This is a genomic window from Algoriphagus winogradskyi, from assembly GCF_900182815.1.
Classification (GTDB): Bacteria; Bacteroidota; Bacteroidia; order Cytophagales; family Cyclobacteriaceae; genus Algoriphagus; species Algoriphagus winogradskyi.
The window spans coordinates 797,394-809,563 of sequence record NZ_FXUA01000002.1 but is presented as its reverse complement, the minus strand read 5'-3'; the positions used below and the strand labels follow the sequence as shown (position 1 = coordinate 809,563).

At 37.3% G+C, this 12,170-nt stretch carries 12 protein-coding genes; 3 read left to right on the top strand and 9 right to left on the bottom strand.

What is annotated here, in order from left to right:
• Positions 1-3: 3 nt before the first annotated feature.
• Positions 4-213 (top strand): GDCCVxC domain-containing (seleno)protein, encoded by a 210-nt coding sequence (locus tag QOL76_RS08065; RefSeq protein WP_091692277.1) that lies wholly within the window; start codon positions 4-6, stop codon positions 211-213.
• A 71-nt stretch (positions 214-284) separates the two neighbouring features.
• Here the strand turns inward: QOL76_RS08065 and QOL76_RS21265 are convergent, their stop codons facing one another.
• From QOL76_RS21265 to QOL76_RS08030, 8 genes are all read right to left on the bottom strand, one after another.
• Positions 285-620: an ankyrin repeat domain-containing protein gene (locus tag QOL76_RS21265; protein WP_430383839.1), complete on the bottom strand. Its 336-nt coding sequence runs from the start codon at positions 618-620 to the stop codon at positions 285-287.
• Positions 621-638: 18 nt separating this feature from the next.
• Complete coding sequence (locus QOL76_RS08060; RefSeq protein WP_091692280.1) at positions 639-944, bottom strand: hypothetical protein; 306 nt, start codon at positions 942-944, stop codon at positions 639-641.
• A 429-nt stretch (positions 945-1,373) separates the two neighbouring features.
• Positions 1,374-1,811, bottom strand: a complete 438-nt coding sequence (locus QOL76_RS08055) for a hypothetical protein (protein WP_283412445.1) — start codon at positions 1,809-1,811, stop codon at positions 1,374-1,376.
• An 11-nt stretch (positions 1,812-1,822) separates the two neighbouring features.
• Positions 1,823-3,475, bottom strand: coding sequence for a hypothetical protein (locus tag QOL76_RS08050; protein WP_283412444.1), 1,653 nt, complete (start codon positions 3,473-3,475; stop codon positions 1,823-1,825).
• Positions 3,476-3,499: 24 nt separating this feature from the next.
• Positions 3,500-6,154 (bottom strand): restriction endonuclease, encoded by a 2,655-nt coding sequence (locus QOL76_RS08045; RefSeq protein WP_283412443.1) that lies wholly within the window; start codon positions 6,152-6,154, stop codon positions 3,500-3,502.
• Positions 6,151-7,164, bottom strand: coding sequence for a PDDEXK nuclease domain-containing protein (locus QOL76_RS08040; RefSeq protein WP_091692285.1), 1,014 nt, complete (start codon positions 7,162-7,164; stop codon positions 6,151-6,153). The genes QOL76_RS08045 and QOL76_RS08040 overlap by 4 nt, the downstream gene beginning before the upstream one ends.
• A gap of 3 nt (positions 7,165-7,167) precedes the next feature.
• The gene (locus tag QOL76_RS08035) at positions 7,168-9,153 is read right to left on the bottom strand and encodes a site-specific DNA-methyltransferase (protein ID WP_283412442.1); all 1,986 of its coding nucleotides are present in this window, start codon (positions 9,151-9,153) and stop codon (positions 7,168-7,170) included.
• Between the two features lie 24 nt (positions 9,154-9,177).
• Complete coding sequence (locus tag QOL76_RS08030; protein ID WP_091692286.1) at positions 9,178-9,387, bottom strand: helix-turn-helix transcriptional regulator; 210 nt, start codon at positions 9,385-9,387, stop codon at positions 9,178-9,180.
• A gap of 289 nt (positions 9,388-9,676) precedes the next feature.
• Here QOL76_RS08030 and QOL76_RS08025 point away from each other — a divergent pair, with 289 nt between their 5' ends.
• A complete protein-coding gene (locus tag QOL76_RS08025) occupies positions 9,677-10,444 on the top strand; it encodes a hypothetical protein (RefSeq protein WP_283412441.1) in 768 nt (255 codons plus the stop codon).
• A 103-nt stretch (positions 10,445-10,547) separates the two neighbouring features.
• A complete protein-coding gene (locus QOL76_RS08020) occupies positions 10,548-10,748 on the top strand; it encodes a hypothetical protein (protein WP_139235860.1) in 201 nt (66 codons plus the stop codon).
• Between the two features lie 253 nt (positions 10,749-11,001).
• Here the strand turns inward: QOL76_RS08020 and QOL76_RS08015 are convergent, their stop codons facing one another.
• A complete protein-coding gene (locus QOL76_RS08015) occupies positions 11,002-11,910 on the bottom strand; it encodes an ArdC family protein (RefSeq protein ID WP_283412440.1) in 909 nt (302 codons plus the stop codon).
• Positions 11,911-12,170: the final 260 nt, after the last annotated feature.

Sequence of the window (12,170 nt, the reverse complement as noted above, 5' to 3'; positions counted from 1 at the left end):
AGCATGAATGCCCTACTTAAATCAATAATCACCTGCCCTGAGTGCGGAAATCAAAAAGAAGAAACCATGCCGACAGACGCCTGTCAATTCTTTTATGAATGTGAGAATTGTAAAGTGATATTAAAACCTAAGAAGGGAGATTGCTGTGTTTATTGCTCCTATGGAACAGTGCCTTGTCCTCCTATTCAAGATAACAAGCCTTGTTGTTCTTAAACATTGAAAAAATATAAATATTGATAGCCCCTATTTATCTTCATAGAGTAATATCTGGCGTTACAAATTTTTCAATTCATTAGGGTTTGCAATTCTAAATCATTTTTAGCCAACAATTGCAAGTAGTCATTTTTCCCTTTATCCAGCTTTTTTGCCTCTGCACCGTGTTGTAAGAGCAGTTTTATGCAATCGACTTGGTGGAATTTATTTACTGTATCGTTTGATTGTAATGAATGGATTGCCCAGCCAAGTGGGGTGCTGTTATAAGTCTTGTCTTGTCCATCAATTTTGGTCCCAGACCTTATTAGCCGGTCGACTAATTTATCCCTACCACAAAATGCTGCCCAGTGCAATGCAGTTTCACCATTGTTCTGATACGTATAATGAATGTCAGCACCTCTTTCAATATAAAATATTCCGAGTTTTTAAGCGTGAAGACTGGCTGCAGCAAGAATGGGAGTTCCACCACCATTAATTTTGTTGCCATCTATTTTTGCTCCATTTTCCAAGAAAATCTTTGCAAATATGATTCCATCATCATCCGAAATTTTTCTCGCAAAAATAGCATCGCAAATCCTATGAAGTGGGTGTTCTTTTTGTCTACAAAAAAATTCGAAAGGAATCGTAATTCCTTCGTTTGCCAGATTAGGATTTTCTGAAAGTAATTTAGCCAGCACCTGAAAATCTTTTCTCTCAATCAATTTTTTGACCTTTTGTGTAAATATTTTCATTTTAATCAGGGTTATGGCTTCAAATTAAAGTCTTAATAAATAGTTTCCAGATTGTTTTCAGCATGAAAATAATCATTTTTCATTGCATCAAACTCCATATTTCCCTTTTTAGGAGCAACTCAAATTTACTACTTTTCTGAAAAAGGAATATGGCTTATTAGAGCTTCTATATCAGACTACCTTTATTTACCGCTATCTTGAAACAGTATATTAGATAGCCTATACTTTTGATATAGCTAGATGAATTTTGGAGAATTAAAAAGGGCAACAATCTGAGAGTATTAATTATATAAGTACATCTTTACTCTTTTACTTTTTTTTAAAAACAACTCTGAAAATCAATCAAATTATCTAATTATCTGGTCAGCAATAAAATTTTCGGGAACTGCCCTCATATAGGGAGGAACTTGCTAGTTTAAATTGTCACTATTATTCTTGATTTGATGCCTCCAAAATATTTATAGCCAAAAAAGAGAATGCATGGACAATTTTAGTTCTTGGAGTAAACTTGGTGTATTTTTCACCTTCAAAATTAAGATGGACTTGCTCTGACCAGCTGTGGAACTCGCCATTTTTTGCATCGTATTTAAATTCATGAGCTAATTTGTTTCTCAGTCTATTTAGCTCTGTCAAAGAATAAATTATAGAATCTGAATGTGGTGATTGCCCCAACAGGTGTTTCAATCTTATTACTTTTGAGTAAAAGGACAACTTCTCTGGATCAGGGTCTCCCATTCTCTTTAAGGCTATCTCAATTATCTTTTCAAGAAAAATATGACCATTTAATAGTATTAAGGAATAGTCGGAAAATCTGTCCAAATTGCCCCAGACAGCTAATTCTAATAAAGGATCTACTTTATCTCCCATATTCTAGCATATCATCGAAGAAACTTTAAGAATCGTTCCGCAAAACCGTTGGGAATACGCTTCTGAACAGGAATAAGTTTGTTTATCGTGTTTGAGAATGCAGGGACAAATTTTTTATCCCGGAAATGACTATCAAACATTCCCCAGATCCTTCTTGGTGATTCAGTTAGATAGGCTTCTGAATTTTCCCAATCCGAAACATGAGTTAACAACATCCTTTTAACACATACCTTTTTGTTAATCAAGCCCTTAGTTAATTCTTCAAATCGATCACTAAAAACATCTGCAAATAATGCTGTTTGAAAAACCTTCTCATTAACAACTAACAAAGGGAAAACATGGATCTGTTTACCTACCGGAAATCCTTTGTCAAACAAAGGTGCCTTTTCCAATAAAGTTGAGACAGACTTCGCCAATTGGTCCACCCCAAAACGGCTGAAAAACTCCTCTCTTCCTTTTTGATATAAACTTTCAATATCCCCACCATATTTAGACTTGTCATTGAGGCTCCCGCTCTTAATTTGACCCACAATAATTTTGTTATTATAGCGAAAATAAAAATCCGAAAATTCGCTTCCTCCCTTTGAATCTGGAATAGCTAGTTGATCGAGAGATAAAAAAATTGAATGCTCATATTCTTCAAATATCCTTCTCAAAATCCCACAACAGTATTGTTCAAAGAACCTCCCAAAATACCCGGAAAATTCTTCTATTGCCCTATTTTGCTCGTCAATTTCTTTGTAGTTCCTTTTTAAGAAATCAAACCAAAAGTCATTCAAAAATTGAGAACAGCATTTTTCTATCAAAAGAATAGAATCTGAAAGTAAATATTCATTATTGCTTACTTTAATCAATGGAGATTTTCTAATCCCAATAAACTTAAGGATAACTTTACTTTTTGTCTTTCTACTTAAAGTCTCTAAAAATGGATCTTCTCCATTTGAGGGGTACCAGAAACCAAACTTCTTATCTTCATAAGATTCGTGCATGATTACGCTTTGAATTCTTTGAACAAATTCTTTCGGCATGCATCCATAGGTTTTGTTAAAATATTGAATCAAGTTTTCCGAATACTTTTCGGTCTTTAGGAAAAAATCAAACATGGAAAAACTCCGATAGACCGTAAATACAGGGTTTATTTCCAACAATAACTCATTTATTGGCAATGTTGCTGGGTTCAAATTTTCAAAAGTTGGATTCTCATCCGCTTCTTTTGATTTGGATTTTAATTTAAGTAGCTCTGTATTTACCGCTAATAAATATTTAAAAAGCCTTTCCCACTGACCTACATTTTCAAATTTAAATCCATCGATTGAATTAACTTCATCACTTTGATAAATCTCTTCAATTGCATATAAAAAGGTCCCTCTAAAAAAAATTATTGGAGATGATTTCCCATGAAAGTGATTTACAAAATCCCTAAAGTAAAGCGTATAGAGTACATCAGATTTCAAAAGGTGTTTTAATATCTCCTTTTGCGTATCGAAACTAGTATCAAAGAAAATTCTGTTTTTGGGTTTTATAAGATGGTTGAGATATGCCAATTCATACAAAATTGCATCTTTCGATAACCCTTCTAATAAAGAAATACGAGATGGAGGATCTTCATTGAAAAAGGAAGAGTATTGTAGAATTTCGGTAGCCATTGGAGCTAATCTTGTCATTCAATATTGAATTATCATTAATCCCTAATCCACCAACTGCCCCACTCTACTGACTACCCTATATTCCAGATCTTTAAATTCTTCGAAATGAGCTTTGCCGCATTTAATTTTCATTTGTTCATCGGGACTTAATCTATAAACATCAACGACAGGCGTTCCTGTATCCTTGGTTTCGGCGACGAAATAGATCTTTTCCTCATTTTCAAATACTACCGCCCAGTCTGGATTATAATTTCCTATTGGCGTTGGGATTTTGAACCAGTTAGGCAATTTGAAATAAAACTTTACTTGTTCGCTGCTTTCGCAATCCTGGGCAAATTGACTCTCAACACCTGAATCCAGAGGGATATATTCTTCATAAATGGTTTTTGAAGAGTCCTTTACCTTGTAGGAAAAGGTATTCAAATATATTTCCAGTTCCTGAGATTCAAAAAGGGACATTTCATATTCCTTGGTACCAATCTTTTGATATTTAATTCCATCTATCATCAGGTAATGTAGAACCCTCTTGATAGTCTGAATGGATAAATCCAAAAACAATTGCGGATTAATCAAGATATCTTCTATCCTTCCAGACTGAACCAGGATTTGCTCAATAGTGGTTCTTGTCAGTTCAGTTTTACTTTGGATATAGCCCAAAACATCTGGAATCTTCCAGGAATAACCACCATATGATTCCAGTTTGTCACCAGCATATTCTGTTTCTACTCCCGCTGTACCCATATTGATCCTAACTTTAGTAGATCGAATAGATGGGGCGTTGATTTTTGGAAGGTCTTTAAGTTGCTTTGCTGCTTTGTCAATCAGATCCTCCGTTTTATAATCCACTTTGTACGTGGTGCGTTTTTTGAGCTTTTCCCAGATATCCAAAAATGCCGGATCCGCCTCAAAGCCCTTCCTGTATTTGATTGCCATGCGGGTTTGTTTGTTCTTGACTCGTCCGGCAAATGACACACCGCATTCATCCTCGATTTCCTGTTGAAGACTATTGGCAAAATCTTCATAGGATTCATTCGCAATTACCGTCAGTCTATTGATATTCCGGTCATAGGTTCTTTTTCCGTCCTGATCTACAGCAAGTCTGAGACCTCTTCCGATTTCCTGGCGCTTCTTGATTTCGGATTTTGTTTCATTTAAGGTACATATCTGAAATACATTGGGATTGTCCCAACCTTCCCTCAAAGCAGAATGTGAGAAAATAAATCGAAGCGGATTGGTCAGTCCAAGCAATTTTTCCTTGTCCTTCATGATCAGACTGTAGGTATCATCATCCGCTTTGGTTTCACCCGAGGTATCCTTTATCCTTCCCTTATTGTCTTGGGAAAAGTAGCCATTATGCACATCCTTCAGTGGAAATTTATCCAACTCTTTAAATGTAGGCTTAGTCATAAAATCCAAATAGATCTCCTCAAACCATTGTGCAAACTTTCCTTGGGTAGGAATACCGGAAGCATCATACTGCCTATAGTTAGCAACTTTATCAATAAAAAATAGTGAGAGCACTTTGATGCCCTGCTTGTTGAGAAGCTTCTCCTTTTTTAGATGCTCTTCAACAGTTTTACGGATTTGGAACTTCATCACTTCTTCAGTCAAACCACCCTGGCTATCTCCTTTATAAATGATATTCCCATTGGAAATTGTGATACAGTTATTCGCTGCATCTATTTCTTCAATCAGATATCCATCAGCGTAAACCTCTCTCTCATTAGAAAGCTCGTATAAATCATCTCCTACTGCGACAGTTACAGATTTCTTTCTCACTCCGCCTTTTTCATTGCTATTTATAGCAAGCTTTGCAGTGACTTTTGTTTTGGTTGCTTTGACCGCTTCTACGGATATAAATGCATTATTAAAGGCATTTTCTTCCATCACTGAATCAACTTCGATTTGCTTCACTAATCCCAAATCATAGGCTTTCACAGGGTTTAAACTATAGCAAAGATTGTATTGATTTCGATGGGTAGCAGAATATCTGAGCGTACACAAACCTTGCAAATTTTCAATTGCTACAGTTCTTTTCTCTGTCTCCATATTTTGTGGCTCATCTACAATCACCACTGGATGAGTTGATTGGATAAACTCCAATGGTTTTTGGCCATTCAACTTGTCATTGGGCTTATTGATGATGTTCTCATCCTTTGAAAAGGAATCAATATTGATCACCAGAACTTCAATTGTGTTTGTGGTCGCAAAGCCTCTCAAGGATGAAACCTTAGAGCTATCATAAACTTGGAAATTGAGCGGAGTATTGTCATAGAGCGTTTGAAAATGTTCGTGGGTAATTTCCAGATTTTTCAAAACTCCTTCTCTGATTGGCACAGAGGGCACCACGATGACGAATTTCTTGAAACCGTATAGTTTGTTCAATTCATAAATAGATCTCAGATAAACGTATGTTTTACCCGTTCCTGTCTCCATTTCCACGGAAAAGTGCATGCCGTCCAACCTCGTAGAGAGAGGCAAGTCATTCTCTGATTGTACTTGTTTCAGATTAGCCAGAATTTGCTCTTCGGAAAGAACAAGGTTATTGCTGACCCCATTGATCAAGTTCAGTGTTCCTTCTTCCTTGAGATTGAACTCTACTAATGAATCCTCCAAAGGCTGCCCCTCAAAAATATCGGTAATGGACTTGACAGCTTTTAGCTGATGTTCTAGGTTTGACTCAAAGCTTAGCTTCATTTCTTCATCTTATCAAATTCCACTTCAATTTCTTCAATAGTCGGAAGACTGCTCTTGAGATTATCCGGTAAGTTTTCGACCAATTTAAGCTCACTCACTCCCATGGGCTTGTTGATGTCTCTGAGGGCAAATTCCACCTCAATGTTACTTTTGTCTTTGCATAGCAATATCCCGATTGTAGGATTGTCTGCAACATCCTTGACCAAGCTATCTACTGCCGACAAATAGAAATTTAACTTTCCTGCATATTCAGGGATAAATCGTGTGTTTTTCAGCTCTATTACCACATAGCATTTTAGGCGGGTATGATAAAAAAGCAGGTCCAGATAGTAATCACTTTCGGCAACTTTTAAGTGATACTGGTTTCCTATGAAGGCAAAACCCTTCCCAAGCTCCAATAGGAATTGGGTGATATGCTGGATCAATTGTTTTTCAATATCCCGCTCTCGATGTTGTGCGTCCAGTGTAAGAAAATCAAAAATATAGGGATCTTTCAGTGTTTGATTTGCAAGATCTGAAAGTGGCGCAGGCAAGGTTTCTTCAAAGTTATTGACTGAATTACCTATCCGACCAAACAAATTGGTTTTGACCTGGGTATCCAATATATCTCTGCTCCAATTGTTGGCGATGCATTGTTCCGCATACCAAAACCGGAGTTCCTTTTCTTTGATTTTCTCGATCAGGAGGATATTGTGACCCCAAGGCAATTTTGCCACAAGCTGTGGCAAAATTGAAGCTTCTGGATATTCCCTGTAAAAGGCCAACATCCTACCTAAGTTTCTTTCCGAAAAACCCTTGGTGCCGGGAAGATCCTTTTGCAAGTCTTTGGACAATTGAGGTATCACACCGGCAGACCAACCCTCTTGGCTTTGCTTTTCAGCGATGGATTTACCAATCTCCCAATACAATAGAATCATCTCAGAATTGACTGCTACAGCTGCCTTGACCTGAGATCTTTGGATTTTTTGTTTGATGTCACTAAAAAGTGACTGATAAGCAAGTAACTCCATGTATTAAATCGTCTTGAATTCTATCCCCGCATCTCTCATTTGCAGGACAGTATTGGTTTTCAGCTGATCATTCTCCTTAAAGATCCTATCCAAAGCAATGACCTTGGAGGGCTTTGCATCGATCACTTCTTTGATCGTGTCTTCGGGAACTTTGTCCAAGATCAAGATTAGCTCTTTTCCATTGATCCAGTAGGCATCTGATCTTTTCTCAATTTGGCTATTGAGATCTTTCCCGCTCTTAAGGAGGAGCTCATAGACCATGCTTTCTTCAGTGGCAGACTCAGCTACGGGATCAACAAAGAGCTTGATCTGCTCGGCCAAAGCCTGGGCACTGTGACCGGAAAGCTGCTTCCATTGCTTGAAATTGCTATCGTCCAACTTAAGTACCTTAAAACCCAGATCCTGGGATTGAAGCGATTGAATATGTGCTTGGAGGCTTGCAATTTCTGTTTTGGCCTCGTCAGTCGGAATCTCTCCTTCCAGCTTTTTGATTTTTTGGCTAAGCGAATTGACTTCCTCATCAATTTCACCTTGAATCTTTTTAGCCGCTCTGCGAATTCGTTCCTTGGAAATATCCGCGATGGTAGAATATCCTGCCCTAAAGGCCTCACTTTTCTCCTCACATAGTTCTGGAAGTTGCACACAGATGTGTTTTCGATGACCTCCGTCACTTTTATTTAGATCCATAATTGCATGAGCTGTGCTTGAACTCCCAGCAAAAAAGTCCAATATAATTTCCCCTTTCGAACTTGTTGTACCAATACTAAACAGGTTCTTAAGTAAAGAATGTGGCTTTGGAAACGAAAACACTTTTTCCCCGTCAAAAAGATCCCTAACAGTCATTGATCCTTCAGAGGTAGCATTAACATCCTTTAAAAGTGTCCTATATGGCTTAAATCTACTTTCTTCAGACCTGATTTTTTCATACACAACGTAAGATCCATCATCTCTTTTTACAAACTCAACATTTCCATTTTTGACAAAATTCATCATGTTTTCTTTACCGAATCTCCAACATCCTTCACTTCCATCATTCTTTATTGGGTAAACTTCTTCACCTTTCGGACCAGGGACAGGAAACCACATAGTAGGCCTATCGACTCTTCTCGAATTGGATCCCCACTTATTCAGCTCTCTTCCCCGTCTATATGCCCCAATGTCATCTTTCTTATCAAGTGGTTCGGAAATAATTTCAACCATTCCAATTTTTAAAAAATGCATATACTTTGAATAACAAATTACATACTCGTGATCTTGAACTACTGTAGTTGAATCACTTCCTCCCCCTTTTTTCGATTGCCATATGAACTGTCCAACAAAATTCTCCTCTCCAAAAACCTCATCCATCAAAAGGCGGAGGTTATGGACTTCGTTGTCATCGATGGAAACGAAGATCACCCCATCTTGGCGAAGTAGGTTTTTGGCCAGATAGAGCCTCGGCATCATCATATTGAGCCAGTTGCTATGATACTGCCCATTTTCCTTGCTGTTCTTTTTGAACATACCATCCTTCGTCATGTAACCATCCTCGTCCTTATCGCCTACCCGCTTCTCATATTCAGCTTTAGTTTCTGAAAACTTGTCAGGGTAGATGAAAGAGTCATTACCGGTATTATAGGGAGGGTCGATGTAGATCATTTTGACCTTCCCAAAGTAGCTCTTCTGGAGCACCTTCAGCACTTCCAAGTTCTCCCCTTCGATGAAGATGTTTTGGGTTTCATCAAAATTTTCACTTTCATCTTTGGCAGGAACCAGAGTTTTAGTGGATGGGATTTGCAGAATTTTAAAAGCATCACTTTTTCCCGCCCAATTGAGCACATAGCGTTCATTTGAAAAATTGATGTTCTCACCTAAAGTGGCTTTGAGCTTTTCCCAATCGATCTGATTTTCGGTAAAAACCTCAGGAAGCACTTCCCTCAAAGCCTTCAATTTTTCTTCAGTGGGTGAAAGGCTCTTTCCATCCATTTCTTGTGTAGTATGATCTGACATTAGTCTTTTATCTTTTGCTGTTTTTCAATTGGACTGATTTGCAGGATTTTGATCCACCAGGAGATCTTTGGCGCTTACTTGGAGGATTTTGGCGATTTCAAAAAGAATTTCCAAACGGGGCTGTTGACGGTTTTGGACGTAGCTATTGACCATATTGTAGCTTTTCCCCAGCTGCTCTGCCAGCCAAGTTTGGGTAATACCCTTTTCCTCAAGCACTTCTTTAATCCTGTTCATCTCTTTAATAAGTCCGAAACTAAAAATAGAGAAAAAAACCAATTATCTCATTTTTTGAGATAGGCCTTTTATTACAAACTTCATATTTAATGAGTACTAAGAATCGGTTCAAGAGAATTAGTGAGCAAAGATCTGATTGACTTATACACTCTTTAAACTGACAAATTGTGTCATCCTTTCAAAAATATCTGTTAGAGGTAAGTATCTGGGAATCTGAGAAAAGAAGAAATAAGTTAATTTTAGCCGATTTGAAATATTCACATTTTATTGACCCTAAAACTTCCTCTCAATGACAAGAATTATTTGTGATACCATGATTTGGTATGAATTGAGCAAAAATACAATTCAGGTTCCCGACCCAAATCAATATACCCTTGTATGCACAAAGCTTTCATTAATGGAATTGGCATTTTCGCCAAATAACCTAATAAAACTAGCAGAGGTACAAGCGGCAATACGAGAAATTGTTAAAGTTAAACCACAAATCATTTTGCATTACCCTTGGGATCATGCTACCTCATTAATTGATAAGGATTTTGAATCTGCTTTTAAAATTGAGGAAGATTTGACAATGGGTTTCCTAAGAGTTCTGCTTAATCATCCAAAAGAAGGATTGATCTCGAATAGCTTTAAAGATAAACTTGAAAATATAGCCTCTATTCGAAGAAAGAATTTTGGCGAATGGGCTCATTTCTTGAATGACCTAAATAATCTCGACAATGATGTAAAAAGGGCTCTAAAAAAATATTCAGATGCGAATCGGCATTTACTTGATTTTAAAAAGTGGTTTATACACAAATTGAACGAAAGGGAATTGGGCACATATTCCGTTGACACATTTCCTTGGGAGCAATTTGAATTCTATACCTCAATTGGGGCATCCTATAAGAGAAAAATGATGTTTTCTAGGATGAAGGCGGATGGAAACGATGAAAATGATCTAAGAAATATGATTTACGCCCAGCCTGGAGATAAATATTGGACTCTGGAGAAAAGGTGGAACAACCTTGCTAAAGAAGCAAATATGACGAAATATTTATATCAGCACAATGAATAATATTTTTATATAAAAACATCTTTACTTATTTACATTTTTAAGAACTCTCTGTGAAAATTAATCGTAAACTAGTATTATAGACCATCAAGTAAACCATCTGATTATGTGGCCAATAATAAAATTTTTAGGTACATTATTCATCAGCTTCATTGCAATGATTGGGGCATTGGGAGCAGAAAATCCATTTCCACTTTTTGCAGTTGCCTGGGGAGTGTGGATCCTTTATATCCTGAGCCTACGAGCAAAAAGAAAAAAGGAACTAGACAGAGAAAGGCTAATCAGAGAAATTCTGGATAAACTCTAGAATCCAAAAAGGAATTTCAAAGAAGCGAAAGATCCCAACAGAAAAAAACAAAACGAACCAACGCTAACCAATGTAAAGCCCATTCTGGAAAGAAAGAGCTTTTTTAGGTGTGCATCTTGGATCAGGGAAAGGGCAAATCCAGTTCCAAGAAATAATATCACGATTAGGAGTGGTTCCGACAAATTGGTTTAAGTGATTTGACCTAAGTAAAGTTAAGTTAGTAAAAACCGAAGCATAAGAAAAAGAGGGGAAATTACTCCTCCCCCTCAGCTTGAATTCCAAGTATGTAATTGGCTGCTTGGTGTGCCTTTTGTGCTGCATAGATCAGCATTTTTGGATCATCTTTTAGAGGCTTGAGCCATCCTTTGAGGTAAGCCAAGGAATTTTTAAAATTGACTTCCTTAATTCCAGCGTAAGCATTTAGAAAGCTTGCTCCCATTTCCGCAACTAATTCTTCTTTAGAATATTCAGCAGATTGGTACCCAACCAAAGCAGGTCTTTCTGAAAATCTGCCTAATCTACTTGCATGACCTGTGCTGTGACAAATTTCATGAAAAAGAACAGAATAAAATTGTCCAACTCCTTTGAAAGATTCCTTTTCAGGCATATTGATATAATCATTGACCGGGCTGTAATATGCTTCATCGCCTTGATAAACGATATTTGGGCAATCACTGTAACCTGAAATAATAGCCTCGCAGCTTTCGATTGGCGAAAAAACTCGCTCCTCCTCGGTGTTTTGTATTATAAAATCGATTCCTTCTATTTGATCGATGTTGAAAACCGTCCAGATGAAAGGAGTAAATTTTCTTCCAAAAACATCCTCGTTTTCACCTTCTTCATTTTTCGTCTTTTCCTTGACAAACTTGGAGATCTTCCAGAATACAACCTTTGTTCCTTTTTCATCCTTTTTTACATTTCCACCCAATTGCTTTGCTTGTTTGAAGGTTAGGAAATAAGGAGTACTAAATTTCTTTGAAGTTGTCACCCAGGCAAGCCACAGTGCATTAAAACCTGTATAAACTCTGTCTGAAGCATAATTTTTAGGTGCATTTCTGGGATTCCAAACTTTTTCCCAAGTGAGGTTTTCATTTTGGATTCCCTCGATGATTTCATTGGTGACAGTTTCCGCTAGTTTATTGAAATTTTCCCAAGCTTTCATTCTCATAAAGTTTAAGTGATAAAAAGGAATTTGTCCTGGCCAAAGCATCCACACTTATATCCAAGGATGTTAGGAAACTTGACCCGACTACTACTGAGCTTTTCCCGATAGTCAGGAGAGCATTGTTTTTCTGGGAGAGCGGGGATATTTGACTGAGAAGTGACATTTTTTTTTCCACTGGTGTTGAGGTTCCGACCGACAAGCGTCTATAGAAAATTGGGTTCTGGGCAAGGCAATAACCTGAATGAAAAAGTCGGAGG

What these genes read in the sequence shown, in the direction of transcription:
- QOL76_RS08040 (WP_091692285.1), bottom strand. Translation starts at nt 7,164, where the DNA reads ATGGAGTTACTTGCTTATCAGTCACTTTTTAGTGACATCAAACAAAAA.
- QOL76_RS08035 (WP_283412442.1), bottom strand. Translation starts at nt 9,153, where the DNA reads ATGTCAGATCATACTACACAAGAAATGGATGGAAAGAGCCTTTCACCC.
- QOL76_RS08030 (WP_091692286.1), bottom strand. Translation starts at nt 9,387, where the DNA reads ATGAACAGGATTAAAGAAGTGCTTGAGGAAAAGGGTATTACCCAAACT.
- QOL76_RS08055 (WP_283412445.1), bottom strand. Translation starts at nt 1,811, where the DNA reads ATGGGAGATAAAGTAGATCCTTTATTAGAATTAGCTGTCTGGGGCAAT.
- QOL76_RS08045 (WP_283412443.1), bottom strand. Translation starts at nt 6,154, where the DNA reads ATGAAGCTAAGCTTTGAGTCAAACCTAGAACATCAGCTAAAAGCTGTC.
- QOL76_RS08050 (WP_283412444.1), bottom strand. Translation starts at nt 3,475, where the DNA reads ATGACAAGATTAGCTCCAATGGCTACCGAAATTCTACAATACTCTTCC.
- QOL76_RS08015 (WP_283412440.1), bottom strand. Translation starts at nt 11,910, where the DNA reads ATGAAAGCTTGGGAAAATTTCAATAAACTAGCGGAAACTGTCACCAAT.
- QOL76_RS08060 (WP_091692280.1), bottom strand. Translation starts at nt 944, where the DNA reads ATGAAAATATTTACACAAAAGGTCAAAAAATTGATTGAGAGAAAAGAT.
- QOL76_RS08065 (WP_091692277.1), top strand. Translation starts at nt 4, where the DNA reads ATGAATGCCCTACTTAAATCAATAATCACCTGCCCTGAGTGCGGAAAT.
- QOL76_RS08020 (WP_139235860.1), top strand. Translation starts at nt 10,548, where the DNA reads ATGTGGCCAATAATAAAATTTTTAGGTACATTATTCATCAGCTTCATT.
- QOL76_RS08025 (WP_283412441.1), top strand. Translation starts at nt 9,677, where the DNA reads ATGACAAGAATTATTTGTGATACCATGATTTGGTATGAATTGAGCAAA.